Source organism: Chryseobacterium sp. W4I1, from assembly GCF_030816115.1.
Taxonomy (GTDB): Bacteria; Bacteroidota; Bacteroidia; order Flavobacteriales; family Weeksellaceae; genus Chryseobacterium.
On the sequence record NZ_JAUSXQ010000001.1, the window covers coordinates 4,066,063 to 4,083,137 of the forward strand.

A 17,075-nucleotide genomic window follows, 5' to 3' on the forward strand; every position below is an offset into this window, starting at 1 on the left:
ATGAAAAGAATTCAGTCACAGTTCAGGAAAAACTGGCAGCATAAACTTGAGAACCTGGGGTTTGGATACCATTCTCTGGATGGGCTTTATTGGGACGAAAGTCATTATTACCAGTTGAGTACAGAAGAAATCGATACAATAGAAACTGCTACTGCCGAGCTCTGGGAAATGTGCTTAAAAGCGGTAGATTATATTATTGAAAAAGATCTTTGGGAAAAATTCAATATTCCTGAGTGGTTCCGGAATTATATTATCACAAGCTGGGAAGAAGATCATCCGTCCATCTACGGAAGATTTGATTTCGGTTTTGATGGAAAGAATCTGAAATTGCTGGAATTTAATGCAGATACTCCTACCTCGCTGTATGAAGCATCGGTTATACAATGGTATTGGCTGCAGGAAATGTATCCTAATAAAGATCAGTTTAATTCTATTCATGAAAAGCTGGTGGGCTATTGGAAGCACCTTAAACATTATATGAATCCTCATCATATTTATTTTGCTTCACTTACCAATATTGAAGATGTAACCAATGTGGAATACATGCGCGACTGTGCTTCGCAGGCAGGTTTTGATACAGAATTTATTCCTGTTCAGGATATTGGATGGGCTGAAGATATTTCAGAATTCATTGCAGAAGACCGTTCTGTGATGGAATATATTTTCAAGCTTTATCCTTATGAGTGGATCCTTGCAGACGGTTTTGGCGAAAAACTGGTGAAAAATGGTTTCAGGTCGCAATGGATTGAACCGGCATGGAAAATTTTACTTTCCTCAAAAGCTATTCTGCCCATTATTTGGGAGATGTATCCCAATCATCCTTACCTTCTGGAATCTTATTTTGAACCTGGGCATCTGAAAGATTTTGCTAAAAAGCCTATTTACTCCAGAGAAGGAGCCAATGTGATCCTACACAAAAATAACATCCCTGTTGAGGAGAATGATGGCGTTTACGGCAAGGAAGGCTTTATTTATCAGCAATTATTTGAGCTTCCCAATTTTGAAGGTAATTATCCGGTAATCGGCAGCTGGGTGATCGGGCAGGAGCCTGCAGGCATCGGGATCAGGGAAAGTGTTCACCTGATCACCAATAACCAGAGCCGTTTTGTTCCTCACCTTATCGGTTAAGCTTCTTTTCTTTAAGCCAGAATGAAGTGGACTGATAGGCAGAAACCGCATCATTGACCAGTTTCTGATCGGGATCCTTCATCAGCTTTTCATCATAATATAATTTGAATTCAGGAGCGAGAGTGCTGGATTCCAGCTGTAACGAGTATTGTTTTACCTTTTTAACTGGTGAAATGATCGTTAAACGCCCGTCTTTTATCAATCCAAGATCCTGATAGGTTGCTATATAGGCTTTGGGCTGGAATTCTTTTTTGAAGACATCCTGGCCAAGAAATTTAGATTGGTAGTTGAAATTCAACAGCCCGAATAAAGTAGGCATTATATCGATCTGAGACATCAGCTTATCAAATTTCTGAGGCTGGATAAATCCTTCCGAGAAGATCATCGCCGGAATTCTGTACTTATCCATAGGAAGTTCTGTTTTCCCTGCACTGGATGCGCAATGATCGGCAATGATCACAAAGACTGTATTTTTGTACCAATCCTGTTTTTTAGCCATTTCAAAAAACATTCTAAGTGAATAATCGGTATATTTTACACCGCCGTCACGTGATTTTGCTGTTCCGGGAATGTCTATTCTTCCGTCAGGATAGGTAAAAGGCCTGTGATTGGAAACGGTCATCCAGTGGTTGAAAAACGGTTTTCCGGATTTAGCCTCAGCATTCATTGTCTGAATTGCTTTTTTAGCCATATCTTCATCGGCAACACCCCAGACATTGGCAAAAGTGATTTCTTCAGGTTTAAAATTATTCCTGTCGACAATACCATACCCGTTTCCGGCATAGAAATCCTGCATATTATCGAAATAGCTGTAACCGCCATATAAAAATTTCACATCATATCCTTTGGATTTGAATACGCTTCCTGTTGTGAATTTATTTTTGTTATCATCCCTTTTGATCACACTTTCTCCGGCAGTAGGGGGAATACAAAGTGTAAGCGCTTCAAGACCTCTTACGGTCCTGTTTCCGGTAGCATAAAGATTGGTGAACATCATGGATCGGTCTGCCAGACTATCCAGGAAAGGAGTGATTTTTAAAGTGCCTCCATAATGTGCCATGAAATCGGCAGATAAGCTTTCAATAGAGATCAGAACAACGTTTTTCTTAAGCTCAGGTTGCTCTGCGACCACATTTCTTGTTAACACAGGTTCTGCGTACTGGCTCAAAAAATTCTTTTCAGCTTCCTGCTGGCCAATCTGTGGGTAAAATTTAAAATAATCCAGTTCATTATGAGTAAATGCCCAGTAAAATTTTGGAAGTCCGTTGTTTTCAATCTCGTCGGCAAAAACATTGTCTGATCTGATCTGCATTAATAATGATATCCCAAAAAGACTGATTCCGGCAAGAACAATAAAACTCCCTAAAAGGATCATCTTTTGTTTAAAGTTCGGAAGTTCTAAAAGCTCGTCTTTTGTTTTTTTATAGATAAACCATGTAATGGCTAAAGTGATAATCAGGATTGCAGAAAATAAGGGTACTACAGGATAGCTTTCCATAATGTTTCCGATAACCTCGTTGGTGTATATTAAATAATCTACCGCAATGAAGTTATAACGTACTCCGAATTCATTATAAAAGAAATATTCACTTACAGCATTGAAGATGATCAGAAGAACATATAGCAAAAGTGTAATGAAATATAACACATTTCTGATTCTGATCCTCTTTGAAGGGATAAAAAGCATCAGGCCAAAGAACAGCGTTTTAATTCCCACAAAAGTTAAAGCCACTTCTGAAATAGATCCTCCATACTGATTGAATATATTGTTGGGAACGAGCAATATGTAGAGGAAAAACAGCACCAAGGCTCCAAAAATAATATAGCCATAAGGTTTTTTGTATTTTGAATTGGATAGAAATAAAAAATAAAGTGCCAAAATCGTACTGGCTAACGTGAAAACAAAAATATCATTCAATAAACCGATTGACAGGACTTTTATGACTTCAAAAAAACCGAAACTTGCCGTAGTGATCGGATGAAAAAGAAATACAATTCTTACGATCAATGAAATGATCAGATAGAAAATCCCTAAATACAAGAATGGTTTTATTTTGCTTGGAAACATGTACGTTATGTATTAGTTAATTTTCGCAAAGATAGTTCTTGTATATAACTTATAGATAAAAACATGACGTTTCTTATATTTTTTTGAAATTATTAGTGAATAAATAACTTGTAATATTCATCAATTAAATGTAAAAAAAAGGAAATATAAAGCAGTATATCAAATAAAAAGGACTATTAAAAATAGTCCTGTATACTGTTAAAAGAAATTAAAAATTAAGAGTGTCCGAAACCGATATTCCCCTTTTTATCAGAAAGATTCTTTTTAAAATCGATCATCCTTAAAGCGGTTACTGCTGCTTCTACACCTTTATTTCCAAGGTCTCCGCCACTTCTTGCGATAGACTGCTCTTTTGTGTCATCAGTCAGCACACAGAAGATAGTAGGGGTATCCGTTAAGATATTACAGTCTTTGATTCCCTGCGCTACTGCATCACATACAAAATCAAAGTGAGGAGTCTCACCACGGATTACACATCCGATAGCGATTACTGCATCATACTTTCTTTCTTTGCATAGCTGCATACTGGCATAGTTCAGTTCAAAAGCACCCGGAACCGAGAATAGTTTAATGTTTTCTGGTTTTACGCCTTCTTTTTCAAGAATTTCCAAAGCTGCATCACGAAGATTGTAAGTTACAAAATCATTCCACTCAGAAAAAACAATGCCGATAGAAAAATCTTCGGCATTTGTTATATGAAGTGGCTTGTAATCGGAAAGATTAACTGTTGCCATTTTTTAAAAATATTTAGTCATTTCAATATAAGAATCAGACATTCCGTTGTCATAGTCCTGATATTTCTCGCTGATTGCAGAGAAGTATTTCTTAGCTTCTGCATTTTTCTTTAATCCCAATGCTAGAATACCTGCTTTTCTTGTGAAATAGTAAGTAGTATAAGGATCATCAGAAGCTGATGCAGCTTTATCTAATAAAGACAGCGCCTCATCATTTTTATTAAGACCTGATTGTGCATCTGCCATGGCACCAAATTTCAATGCTACCAATGTTTTGTTGTCAGATGAAAATTTATCTAAAAGATCGTAAGCTTCCTGGAATTTTCCAGCTTTGAATTTTAATAATCCTGCATTATAAGCAGCAAGCTCACCAACCTTTGTGTTCGAATATTCGTTATATGTTCCTAAGAAACCTGTATTTGCAGCAGAAGTTCCGCCTAAGGCTTCTTTGTCTTTACCTGCTGTCTGGTTTTTTTGAGCAGCAAGGAAACCTTTTACAGCTTCAACATTCTTAGGAGCCACTACAAACTGCTTGTAAGCGAAAAATCCTAAAACACCCAATACCAATACCCCGAAAATAATACCCAATGGTTTTGAATATTTCTCAAGGAACCGTTCAGTGTTTAAAGCCTCTCTGTCAAGGTCTTTAAAGAACTCAACCGTTTCTTTACCTTCTTGCTCGTTCTGAGCATTCTTTCCCAATTTTGCCATAAATTTTTAAAAATTGAAATGCAAATTTAATTGTTTCTGAATGATTTACAAAATACTTTGAAGTATTATTGTGAAAATGTTGTTAATTGTCAAAAGTTATTGATATTACGCTTGGATTCTGCCCAGTGCGATATCTTCAAGGCCAATATCTTTCTACAGTTTATAGCCATTTAATATTCAAGAACGGGATAGATTTCTGCATTAAATCTTTTCAGTTTCTCATCTCCGTTTAATCCTTTCAGGCCAATAAGGAAACTGAATTGTGCGACGGTTGCCCCTTGTTTTTCCACTAGTTTGGCTGCGGCTTCTGTAGTTCCGCCTGTTGCCAATAAATCATCATGGATAAGAATTCTCTGTCCCGGCTTTATCTGCCCTTTACGGGTTTCAATCACTGCACTTCCGTATTCCAGGTCATATTTTTCTGAAATAACCGGTGGTGGGAGCTTGCCTGCCTTTCTGATCAGGATGAAAGGAACTTCCAATGCTACGGCAATGGCAATTCCGAATAAATATCCGCGGCTTTCTATTCCGCATACGGCATCTACTTTTCCTTTACTGAATGCAACCAATTCTGCGATCACATCTTCATAAAGTTTTGGATTTAGAAAAATGGGTGAAATATCTTTGAACTGGATTCCCGGGATGGGAAAATCAGGGATATTTTCAATTGTATCTTCCAGTTTTCTGATCAGTTCTTGTGAAGCCATTATGGGTTTATTTTATAGCTGGAAATTTTCCAGTCTCCATTTACATTTTTAAGTCCGAAAGTTACTTTTAATGAAGTTGTTTTTCCGTTCTTGTCCGTTACATCATAAGTTGCGTTTACACTGGCACCACCTGCATTCGTCGCATTGGTAGTAATGTTTTTTACGCTCACGTTCTTCACAGATCCGAACCCTGAAGTAGGATTTGAGAAAGATTCATAGCTTCCCCAGCTTGGGTTGCTGGAAGCGTCATAGGCTGCCTTAAGGTTTTGTGAACTTACGCTGCTTAAGAACCTGCTTACTGTATTTTTAGGATCTGCTGCCGGCTGTTTTGGAGTAGTTGGTGTCGTCGTAGTTGCATTAGGATCTCCAGGAGTTGGTGTAGCTGTAGGATTGTTTGGATCAATTACAGCATTTGGATCCTTGGTTACGGCAGTTGAGTCGGTTTTTGGTACAACAAGAACTTTTAGGGCTGATGGATTAACATCAAGTCCGATTTTTGACATTTTGAATGTCTTGGCTGTTGTTTTTACTGAAACTGTGATGTCTATTTTGCCGTCTACTACTTTTGCAGCAGGAATTGAAGAGAATTTTAAATTAAATCCTTTAAAATTATTATCCTGCATCAGGTTTTTAGCTGTAGAAAGTTTTACCCCGTTGCTGAAGACTTCTAAAGTGGCTTCAAGGCCGGCTCCGGTAAATGAAACAGGGTTTCCTGCAGCATCTACAAGTCTTGGAATGATCTGAATAGCAGTAGGTGCACCATTTCCATCATCCCCTGTAGGCCGGGTAATAATGTTTACTGCATTTGCTCTTACATCGTTGGGATCAGTCTCTTTTGCTTTTTCATCTCCGAAGATATTCATTTCTCCAAGTGAAGGAGGGGAGGTACTGGCCCATTCGATGCCGTTTTTCTGTGCAACTTGGTCGGCCAATGTAAGGATCTCAGGAACTTTTTTTCCGTCGATAAGCTTTCCAAGGGCTTTAAGTTCTTCTACATCACCTTCTGCTTCTACCCCAAACGTCTTTAAAATATAAAGCGCTTCATTGAATTTGATCTGTTTAATTGTTGAAAGGCTTGAAGTCATGTCATTGATACTTGACTGCAGCGTTTTAGTATTCGTAGCATCTACATGATTCTTTTTGCATGCTGTAAAAAGCAACAGACTGAAAACAAGTAGAAAAGAAAACTTTTTCATTTTTATTTGGTTTGTTGCAAATTTAATAAAACCTTTATTAATAGTGAGTTTTTATTTTTCTTTTGTGAGGTTTTAAGTTTTATTTCTTTTATGGATTTGTTCAGTCACCTCGTTATTTGAATATTAATGTCTTAGCTTTTCTTTCCGTTTAAACCTATAATTTAATTTTTAGTTTTGTTTGGTTGTTCCTTAAGGTCGTCCTTGAAGAATGAGCTAAAGATGGTCTGCATATCCGGGAATGATGGTTCCTGCCAGAATTTTGTTTGGTAGCTGCTGTTGTCCTTATCAAATTTCACTTTTTCAATATCGTTATCATTACTGAAGCTGAATTCTGTAGGATAAAAATTATTGTAAAGAATAATCTGGTTATAATTGGGTTCGCTTTTATGCTTAAGTTTTACAAAAGCAACTTCATTATATTCAAGGAAATCTTTTAGTGTTTTTTCTGATCCTTTTTCAAAAGACATATTCAAAATAGTTCTGATATCGTAAAACCGAAATCCAAACAGGGAAAACTCTTTTTCCTTTAGAGCAGCTCCTGTGACTTCGATCTGGTCTTTCCGGTCTCCTTTTAATTCCTTAATGGTATTTCTTTTTGTTATGTATTCTTCGGGATTTCCGACATTTTTAAGTTTGGGAAGCTGCAATGAATTTCCATAATCCCATGATGCTGTTTCTTTTTTTTCGTTTTTGATGTTTAATCTGTACACTCTGTATTGCTCTACATTGGTGCTTTTGAGTTTTTTAGTTTTATTGTCAAAAATGTATATAACAATGCCGTCTGCGTAGCTGTTCAGCTTATTGTTCACAGTTACGTAAGCGTTGAAGTTTCCTTTGATAAAAATATATTTTGCCGGTTTTGTATTTTTAATGACTACGGTTTCTATTTCTTTGACCTGATCATTAATTTTAATTACTTCCTGACTGAAATCTGAATAGGATAGGGTTGCCACCGGAAAGTTATTATAAACGAGCTGGAATTTCTCCTTTGACGGATCCAGTTGCTGTTTATCAATTTTGCCATCGATATCAGAGAATGCGAGGATACTTCCGTCATTACCGAACACGGAAACTTTGGGGAGTGGTTTATTCGTTTGGTCAGAAACAAAAGTGATGGTCTGGGCCTGAATAAATCCGGAGAGGAAGATCAACAGAGCGAGAAGCAGATGATTTCTTTTCATAATAATATTTTATTGGGTTAAAATAATTCATCAATTTTATAAAGACACCAGAAATCCAAAAGGGTTACCTGAAACACTTTTAATGTTCATTGGTCTGCACAAAAAAAGACTGATCATTACAATCAGTCTTTTTTATTTTATTTCTGTTACAAGTCCTTAGAAAGGATACTCATAAATTTCAGATTCATGTAAGAATGGGTTTCCTGTAGGAATCAGCTTTAATTTTGATAAAGCAGTCAATACAGTGAACATAAATAATCCTACTACAAATAGTACAGCACCTAATATCAGGATCAATACTTCAGGAGTTTTCCAGTATGGACCTACCGTTCCAGGCATTACCATATTGAAATAATCTAAAAGGTGACCTAAAATAACCACTACAGCCATTGTGGTAACAACTTTGTAGTTTCTTTTGATGCTGCTGCTTACTAATACCAATAATGGCAATACGAAGTTTACTATTAGCATTGGTAAGAAAGTAATACCATAGTGCTGGAATCTTCCAAAGAAGTAGTTAACTTCTTCCGGTACATTCGCATACCAATATAGCATAAACTGTGCAAACCATGTATACGTCCAAAGCATACTTGTAGCGAAAAGGAATACTCCTAAATCGTGTAAGTGGTTGTCATTGAACTGAGGTAAAAATCCGTTTTTCTTTAAGAAAACACTTAGAAGAATGATCACAGCAATACCACTTGAAAGGCAGCTTACCATTGAATACCAGATATACATTGTAGAATACCAGTGAGGGTCAATAGACATCAACCAGTCCCAAGCCCAAGCTGCAGAAGCAAATCCGAAGAATGCGATATATCCTACTGCCCATCTGTAAAGCAATTGATATTCTACTTTAGATTTGGTTTCGTCTACTTTCTTAGACTGAGCTTTAAGTTTCATTACAAAGAATGAAGCGCCTATCACATAGATCAATGTTCTGATTGCATAGAAAGGAATATTTAAGAATCTCTTCTTTTCAAACAGGATTACGTCGAAATGGGCAGAATTTGGATCTGTAAGATCCGGATCCATCCAATGGAACAGGTGAGCCTGGTGAAAGATATTCAGGAACATTAATATTACTAAAATAGCACCTCCAAAAGGGATATAAGAAGCAATAGCTTCCATTACTCTTGTGATGATAATTGGCCATCCTGCGTGAGCAACATGCTGAATACAGTAGAAAAATAATACTGCACAACTTACTCCGAAGAAGAATACAGCTACGAAATGTAATGATGCTAAAGGCGAATTATGAATTTGCATTGTCGCATGCTCTAAATGAGCGGCATGGTCCTGAGGCCCTACCATTTCACTTGAGTGTGTAGGTGCATCATGACCGGCAGAATGAACCGCTTCCATCATATGCTCTATTTTCTCAGTACTGATTCCTCTATTCATAAAGAAACCGACAGCAAATAGAACTAAACCTACCACAAGAAGTATTAGAGAAGTTGATTTTAATTTTGGTGAAAAACTATACATTTCTTTTCTTATTTTTTAGTTTCGGTAGTAGTCTTAGTCTCTGTCGTTGCTGCAGCTGGTGTAGCTGTAGCCGTTGTAGCTGCTGCTGGTGCTGCATTTTTCTTGAAAGCACTCATTACATACATTGCCACTCTCCATCTGTCTCCAGCGCTAAGCTGGCCAGCATAAGATCCCATTGCATTTCTACCGGTTTGTTAATACATAATGAACAGATCCTACAGTAATTTCTCTGTCGGCATAGTTAGGTACACCGGAGAAAGCACCGCTTTGTACGATAGGACCTTGTCCATCACCTCCAGTTCCGTGACATGCTGCACAGGTATGATCAAACAGCATTTTTCCTCTTTCGATATCTTTAGCTGCATTAGCCGGATTAAGAGGTGATGTTGTCATAGTTTTTGAAGCATCATATCCTGCATTGTACTGATCTACGTTTTTCGGAAGTAAGCCTTCTTCAAAGATTCCATCTTTATTTTGAGCTACAGATCCTTCTACCGGAGCCAATCCTGTTGCAAAACTGTTTTTAACGAAAGCAGGAATTTCATTTTCATGATCTGAATAAGCGTCCTGAGCTTTCATCAATGGATCGTAAGCTACCGGGAAGTACATATCCGGGAAGTATACTAATGGTGTATTTTCTTTTGGTCCGCAAGAATTAAGTAAAACCGTTGTTAAACCTAAAACAGCTGTAATTTTTAATACATTCTTTTTCATTTTAAGCGTCTTTAACAGTTATTTCTTCAACTCCAGTTTCAATCAGCAACTGTTTTACAGATTCTACATCTTCAGTTACAAATTCCATCATGAATTTATCATCAGTAGTTCTCGGATCCGGGTTCTGAGCAGGAGCTCCAGGATACATTTTATTTCTTACTAAGAAAGTCAATGACATCATGTGAGCAGCACAGAAAACCATCAATTCAAACATTGGAACTACGAATGCAGGCATGTTGTGTGCCCAGTCAAAAGCAGGTTTACCACCAATATTTTGAGGCCAGTCATGATTCATTACATACCAGGTTACAGTAGCACCAATGGTCACTCCATAAAGAGCATATAAGAATGCGGCATCAGAAATTCTTGTTTTCTTTAACCCTAAAGCTTTGTCTAGTCCATGAACCGGAAACGGAGTATAAACTTCGTTTATAGCGATTCCTTTATCGTTGAATGCCTTAACGCCGTTCATTAGATCGTCGTCGTCAGCATAAAGTCCGTATACAATTTTAGTGGTGCTCATCTCCTTCTTTTGCTTTATAAGTTTCACCTGAAATTTTCAGAATCGATTTTAATTCAGCCTGTGCAATTACAGGGAACGTTCTTGCGTATAGTAAGAATAATACAGAGAAGAATCCGATTGTTCCTAAATATACACCCACATCAATGATCGTTGGCTTAAACATAGTCCAAGATCCTGGTAAGTAATCTCTGGAAAGGTTGATAACGATGATATCAAAACGCTCAAACCACATACCGATGTTGATGATCAATGCAATAATAAATGTTGCGATGATATTTGTTCTTATTCTCTTGAACCAGAATAATGCCGGGATAATCAAGTTACAGCTAATCAAAGCCCAGAATGCCCACCAGTAAGGTCCTACAGCAGCACCCGGAGAAAGATAAGTAAAGTCTTCAAATCTTGATCCTGAGTACCATCCGATGAAATATTCAGTAGCATACGCTACAGTTACCATACCACCGGTAAGAATAATTACGATGTTCATAATTTCGATATGATACATTGTGATATATTCCTCAAGGTGACATACTTTTCTAGCGACAAGCAATAGGGTCTGTACCATTGCAAATCCTGAGAAGATTGCTCCTGCAACGAAGTAAGGAGGATAGATCGTAGAGTGCCATCCTTTAATAACCGAAGTTGCGAAGTCAAAAGATACCGTGGTGTGTACTGAGAATACAAGTGGAGTAGCTAAACCTGCAAGAACCAAAGAAAGTTCTTCGAATCTCTGCCAGTGTTTTGCTTTACCACCCCATCCAAATGCTAGGAATGTATAAATTTTCTTAGTCCAAGGTGTTTTAGCTCTATCTCTGATCATTGCAAAGTCAGGGATTAGTCCCATAAACCAGAATACAGTTGATACTGAGAAATACGTAGAGATCGCAAATACGTCCCAAAGTAGAGGAGAGTTAAAGTTCCCCCAAAGAGAACCGAATTGGTTTGGAAGAGGGAAAACCCAGTATCCTACCCAAACTCTACCCATGTGGATTACAGGGAAGATTGCTGCCTGCACAACCGCAAAGATCGTCATCGCCTCTGCAGATCTGTTTACAGACATTCTCCAACGCTGTCTAAATAATAATAATACTGCGGAGATAAGTGTTCCGGCGTGACCGATACCTACCCACCATACGAAGTTGGTAATATCCCAACCCCAGTTAATAGTTCTGTTAAGCCCCCATGCTCCAATACCTGTCCCGATAGTATAAGCGATACACCCAAATCCATAGATGAATAGAACCAAGGCTGCATATAGTGATACCCACCATAATTTACCTGCTCTTTCTTCGATAGGTCGTGCGATATCTTCTGTAATATCGTGATAAGTTTTGTGACCAATAATTAGAGGTTCCCTTATCGGAGCTTCGTAATGTCCTGACATTTTTTACCTATTTATTATTTAAACTTTATTTTTCTACTCTGTTTCTTACTTTAGTGTGATAGAACACGTTTGGTTTTGTGCCGATCTCCTCAAGTAAATAATATCTTCTGTTGCTAGAATACAATTTTCTCACTTCAGAATCTTTGTCATTCATGTCTCCAAACGTCATTGATCCGGTAGAACAAGCGCCAGCACAAGCAACAGAATCTTTAAATTCGTTGTCTGTTACTTTTCTGTTTTCCTTCTTAGCATTTAAGATGGTTGCCTGAGTCTTTTGGATACACAATGAACATTTCTCCATTACCCCTCTTGTTCTTACAACAACATCAGGGTTAAGTACCATTCTTCCTAAATCGTTATTTTGATTGAAATCAAATTTATCATTTAAGTTATAAGTAAACCAGTTGAAACGTCTTACTTTGTACGGACAGTTGTTTGCACAATATCTTGTTCCGATACATCTGTTGTAAGCCATGTGGTTCTGTCCTTGCTTACCGTGTGAAGTAGCCGCTACCGGACATACAGTTTCACAAGGAGCGTGGTTACAGTGCTGACACATTACTGGTTGGAAGATTACATCTGGATTGTCTGCAGGGTGGTTTAATGCACCTCCGTCTCCGAATGCTGTACCATATAGTTCAGGTACTGCCATTCCTTCTTTCAATCCTTCGTATACTTCTACTTTCTGTCTTGAAGAATAGTAACGGTCAATTCTTAACCAATACATATCTCTGGACATTCTTATTTCTTCTTTACCTACAACTGGAACGTTGTTTTCTGCCTGACAAGCAATAATACATGCTCCACAACCAGTACAAGAGTTCAAGTCAATAGATAAGTTGAAGTGAGGTCCATCCGTATCATCAAAAGCATCCCAAAGGTCGATTTTTCTCGCTGGAAGTGCTCCGCTGATCGTGTGGTATTCCAAAGGCTTGTTCCATCCTTTATGTTCGTCATCGAAAGCTACGTTGATGAATTCAGCCAAAGGAACTTCTTTAGCGATTTCATAACGGCCCATTAATGTATTCTGAAGCTGGATCCCTGCAAATTCGTGCTCTTCGCCAGTTTTTTCGATTTTCACTCCTGAAATAGCCAGGTTAGATCCATCAAATAATGGATAAGCATTTACTCCTGTATCGGCAGTAGCTCCGGAATCTTTTTTACCATAACCAAGTGCCAGACCTACAGAACCTTCTGCCTGTCCCGGTTGAACAAATACAGGAACATCTTTTATTGTTACTCCATTTACAGTAAGATTTACAATAGAACCGTTCAGCTGCATTCTTGCATTCAGATCGTTATCAATGGCAAATTTCTCTGCATCTTTTGGAGAAATAGTCAGGTAGTTATCCCAAGACATTCTTGTCAGTGGATCCGGTAATTCCTGAAGCCAAGGGTTGTTGGCCTGAGTTCCGTCTCCCATTGAAGTCTTAGTGTACAATACCAATTCTAATTCAGAAGGTTTGAAGCTTCCTAATTCAGCAACTGCCTGTGCACCGTTTCCTCCTGTATAAGATAATGCAGTTGCATTATTTGAAGTCGCGATACCGTTATATAAAGCTTTATTGAAAGAAGTTGCTCCTAAAATAGAAGCTGCACTTGCTTTTAAATAATCATAGTAATTATTAGCAGCATTGTTTTTACCGTTCTTCCAAACCAATAGAGATTCTTCAATCTGTCTTGATTTGTAGATTTTCTGGATCGTAGGCTGCATTAATGAGTAAACTCCTGTCTGAGGTTCAATGTCACCCCAAGATTCAAGCCAGTTAGCTACAGGAATTACAGCTTTCGCTGCTTTGTACATTTCATTTTTCTTATCTGCAACAGCTACTACACAAGCAACCTTAGAAAGAGATTTTTTGAAATCTTCACCTTTTGGATGAGAGTAGATAGGGTCTACATTGTTCGCGATCAATACACCAACCTGACCTGCATTTACCCATCCTAAGAATTCCTGGTATCTTGCTTTGTCAAATTCTTTCAGGAAGTTAGCTTTACCTGTGAAAGCAACTGAACCTAATTTTTGGTTGATTAAGTGAGCTAAAACCTGAGCACCTTTAGAACCGTCAGCAAAAACAACAGCTTTGCTGCCTTTCGCTTTAAGTTCGTTTGCAATTTCAGTAGCAGTCTTATCTGAAGTACCACCTCCTACGATTGCATTATAAACTTCAACTAATGTTTTGTTTACAGCACTTGGCTTTAATCTGTATCTTGAGTCAGCGTTAGCACCTGTTACAGACATATTGGCTTCCACCTGAATGTGTCTCAACATGTTTGCTCCCGGCTTTCTTGCCGCCGCATAAGAGCTTTCTAAGCTTCCTCCGTTGTAATCTCCTAAGAAATCAGCCTGGAAAGAAACGACCAATTCTGAAACTTTAAGGTCATAAACCGGCAATGCTCTCTGTCCGAAAACTTCCTGTGCAGCATCCAGAGATGCTGAGTAAGGGAAAGCATCATAAGTTACCAGCTCAGCGGTAGGATATTTAGCTTTGAACTCACCAAACAGCTTTTTGAAAGTAGGTGAAGCGAAAGAGTGTGATAAAAGCACAATCTTTTTGCCTGATGCAGCAGCGTCTGCTAAACCTTTAAGAACAAAGCTGTCTACTTTATCGAAAGTTTCGTCTTTGCCATCCAGTTTAGGCTGTTTTACTTTATCGTTATCATAAAGAGAAAGTACACTTGCCTGAGCTCTTGCATTCGTTTTACCTAAATCACCTGCAGCAGGGTTCGGGTCTATTTTGATAGGTCTTCCTTCACGGGTCTTTACTAAAACGCTGGCGAAGTCGAATCCGTCAAAATATGTTGAAGCGTAATAATTCGGAACCCCTGGAATGATATCATGTGGCTTTACCACATAAGGAATCGTTTTGATTACCGGAGCTTCACAGGCAGCCAGTGTTACTGCTGCTGTAGAGAATCCTAATAATTTTAAGAAATCTCTTCTTGAAGTACTGGATCCGTTCTGTTCAGCATCTCCAAGGAAATCTTCTACCGGAATTTCTTCCTGAAACTCTTTAAGAGCCAGCTTACCATTTAAAGCTGGGTCTTTAAGTTCATGAATACTTCTAAATTGTATTTTGTTTGAAGCCATTTATACTTCTAATTTTTTAGTTATTAATAATGACATTTACCACACTCAAGACCTCCAATTGCATCTACAGTGATTTTACCGCCATCCTGAGGATATTGTTTTTTCAACTTGTCATGTAGATTCTTGAAGTATTCTTTATTATAACCGTTGTTCATATCAACCTCAGTCGTTCTGTGACATTCGATACACCATCCCATAGTGAAGTCGTTAGCCATCTGAACAACATTCATTGTATCGATTTTTCCGTGACAAGCTTTACATACAACGTCAATTTTGTTGTTTGGATTCTTTTTGTTGAAAGAATTGATGATTGCCTGCTCACCCGCTACTACGTGTTGAGAGTGGTTGAAGTACACGAAGTCTGGCATATTGTGAATTCTTGTCCATTCAACCGGCTGTGTTTTTCCAGTGTACACCTGTTTTGCAGGATCCCAGCCTGTAGCGGCATAGATCTTCTGGATTTCACCATCGTAGAATGCTTTGTCTTTTCCAGGTTCCATGTAGTGATCTGCATTGTATTCAGAAATTGTTCTGTGACAGTTCATACAAACGTTCATAGAAGGAATTTCAGATACTTTACCGTATTTGGCACTTGAGTGACATAGTTGACAGTCAATTTTCTGTTCTCCAGCGTGAATTTTGTGAGAGAAGTAGATTGGCTGTTCAGGTTTGTATCCTTTGTAAACCCCGATCCACATGATCCAGTTCCAAACTCCATAAGCGGCCAGAAGGGCAAGGATACCCAATGCAGCTTTACCTATGTAGTGGTACTTCTCATAAATTTCACTGAAAGATTTAACCCTTGTTTTATTAAGCTCGTTTAATTCTTCAGATTGACCTAATTTAACCAATTGTCTCAGTTTAATTAAGATCCAAACTAATAAAGCAGCAATGGCTAAAAGTGAAATAATCACTACGCTTGTAGTGGTTTTGTCTGCAGGTGCAGCAGCAGCTCCGTTTGTTGCAGTTGCCTTATCGTCAACTTTGGCAGGCTCGGGAGCCGGAGGATTAGTGGTAAAAGCTAAGATGTCATCAATATCCTTATCTGTAAGATTAGGAAACTGCAACATTTCAGTCTTATTAAATTTTTCAAAAATCTCATTGGCGTATTTATCCCCAGAAGCCCTTAGAGCTTTGTTGTCTTTGATCCACTTGTGAAGCCAATCTTTGTCTACACCGCCTTCTGTTTTCACTCGTTCTACGACCCCTTTCAAAGGAGGTCCTATTACTTGTTTGTCCAGCGCGTGGCATGCAGTACAATTTGCTTTGAAAAGTTTCTCTCCGTTTTTAGGATCGCCGTCTTGCCCGTAAATTGAAGCACTGGTTGATAGCAATAAGCCTATTGCGATCAACGTTTGTTTATAATGCTTTCTCCAACTAATCATTTAAATTATCTTATGTTAGTAAAATATTGAACATATCAATCCCGCAAAAATAATATTTTTAACAGGAATTTAACGGTATATGGAAAAGGGAAAATATCATTTACGTTTAATTTGTATTGATTCTAAATAGTGTTGTTTGGTATAATTTTTTAATTTTAATAGATTTGCAGAAACAAGTTTAAATGAGAAATTTAATCAAAATATTTTCAATAGTATCTTTATTTGGGTTTTATAGTATTGAAGCCCAGCAGGTTGTTCAGAAAGATACACTGTCTGGTACAGAGCTAATAATGACGATGGATTCTAAAGTAAGTGCTGCTTTGGGCGGAATTGAAGATAAATGTTCCAGAACTACGGGTGGCCCTTCGGTAAGAGAAAATAATACCGACAGCGGAATTGTGACTGCTCCAAGGCCTCCAAAAATCTATGTGCCGAGCAGAGAATTGAGTAATGCAGAGATTTGTCGTAAAAATCCAAGGATTTTAGGATTTAAAATTCAGATCACAACTGTTAAAAGTAATGAAGAGGCCAATGAGGTAAAATCTTATTTCAGAAAAAGATTTCCCAGCCTGAAAGTGGAAACAGATGCTTCTTTGAGACCAAATTATAAAATTTTGGCAGGTAGCTATTTCACGAAACAGAGTGCAGCTTCAGACTTGTCGAAAATTAGAGAATACTTTAAGTCGGCGGTGGCTGTACAATACAGAATCTTCTGTTCAGAAGCAAAGTAATAACAAAAATATAAAATTAAAGCTGAGAAATTTC

Annotated in this window: 13 protein-coding genes and 1 pseudogene; 2 read left to right on the top strand and 12 right to left on the bottom strand. The window is 37.9% G+C overall.

Annotated elements, in window-relative coordinates; all coding sequences use genetic code 11:
* A complete protein-coding gene (locus tag QF044_RS18995; RefSeq protein ID WP_307270677.1) occupies positions 1-1,128 on the top strand; it encodes a glutathionylspermidine synthase family protein in 1,128 nt (375 codons plus the stop codon).
* Here the strand turns inward: QF044_RS18995 and QF044_RS19000 are convergent.
* From QF044_RS19000 to QF044_RS19055, 12 genes and pseudogenes are all read right to left on the bottom strand, one after another.
* A complete protein-coding gene (locus QF044_RS19000; protein ID WP_307270680.1) occupies positions 1,118-3,196 on the bottom strand; it encodes an LTA synthase family protein in 2,079 nt (692 codons plus the stop codon). The two genes, QF044_RS18995 and QF044_RS19000, sit on opposite strands and share 11 nt — an antisense overlap.
* A gap of 215 nt (positions 3,197-3,411) precedes the next feature.
* A complete protein-coding gene (ribH, locus tag QF044_RS19005) occupies positions 3,412-3,930 on the bottom strand; it encodes a 6,7-dimethyl-8-ribityllumazine synthase (protein WP_307270682.1) in 519 nt (172 codons plus the stop codon).
* 3 nt (positions 3,931-3,933) lie between these two features.
* Entirely contained in the window at positions 3,934-4,641 is a 708-nt protein-coding gene (locus QF044_RS19010) for a tetratricopeptide repeat protein (RefSeq protein ID WP_307270684.1), read from the bottom strand.
* Between the two features lie 170 nt (positions 4,642-4,811).
* Complete coding sequence (locus QF044_RS19015; protein ID WP_307270687.1) at positions 4,812-5,348, bottom strand: adenine phosphoribosyltransferase; 537 nt, start codon at positions 5,346-5,348, stop codon at positions 4,812-4,814.
* On the bottom strand, positions 5,348-6,544 hold the full coding sequence (locus QF044_RS19020; protein ID WP_307270689.1) for a hypothetical protein: 1,197 nt from the start codon (positions 6,542-6,544) through the stop codon (positions 5,348-5,350). Before QF044_RS19020 ends, QF044_RS19015 begins: the two co-directional genes overlap by 1 nt.
* Positions 6,545-6,705: 161 nt before the next feature.
* Positions 6,706-7,725, bottom strand: a complete 1,020-nt coding sequence (locus QF044_RS19025; protein ID WP_307270692.1) for a hypothetical protein — start codon at positions 7,723-7,725, stop codon at positions 6,706-6,708.
* A 156-nt stretch (positions 7,726-7,881) separates the two neighbouring features.
* Positions 7,882-9,213 (bottom strand): quinol:cytochrome C oxidoreductase, encoded by a 1,332-nt coding sequence (locus QF044_RS19030; RefSeq protein ID WP_307270694.1) that lies wholly within the window; start codon positions 9,211-9,213, stop codon positions 7,882-7,884.
* A gap of 8 nt (positions 9,214-9,221) precedes the next feature.
* A pseudogene (locus QF044_RS19035) lies at positions 9,222-9,927 on the bottom strand (cytochrome c).
* Between the two features lies 1 nt (position 9,928).
* On the bottom strand, positions 9,929-10,450 hold the full coding sequence (locus tag QF044_RS19040) for a DUF3341 domain-containing protein (protein ID WP_047376185.1): 522 nt from the start codon (positions 10,448-10,450) through the stop codon (positions 9,929-9,931).
* The gene (gene nrfD, locus QF044_RS19045) at positions 10,437-11,834 is read right to left on the bottom strand and encodes an NrfD/PsrC family molybdoenzyme membrane anchor subunit (RefSeq protein ID WP_307270707.1); all 1,398 of its coding nucleotides are present in this window, start codon (positions 11,832-11,834) and stop codon (positions 10,437-10,439) included. The genes QF044_RS19040 and nrfD overlap by 14 nt, the downstream gene beginning before the upstream one ends.
* A gap of 25 nt (positions 11,835-11,859) precedes the next feature.
* Positions 11,860-14,925, bottom strand: coding sequence for a TAT-variant-translocated molybdopterin oxidoreductase (locus QF044_RS19050; RefSeq protein WP_307270710.1), 3,066 nt, complete (start codon positions 14,923-14,925; stop codon positions 11,860-11,862).
* Between the two features lie 23 nt (positions 14,926-14,948).
* A complete protein-coding gene (locus QF044_RS19055) occupies positions 14,949-16,310 on the bottom strand; it encodes a c-type cytochrome (protein WP_307270713.1) in 1,362 nt (453 codons plus the stop codon).
* Between the two features lie 182 nt (positions 16,311-16,492).
* Here QF044_RS19055 and QF044_RS19060 point away from each other — a divergent pair, with 182 nt between their 5' ends.
* Positions 16,493-17,041 carry an SPOR domain-containing protein gene (locus tag QF044_RS19060; RefSeq protein WP_307270715.1) on the top strand — a complete coding sequence of 183 codons (549 nt, stop codon included), beginning with the start codon at positions 16,493-16,495 and terminating at the stop codon, positions 17,039-17,041.
* Positions 17,042-17,075 lie beyond the last annotated feature (34 nt).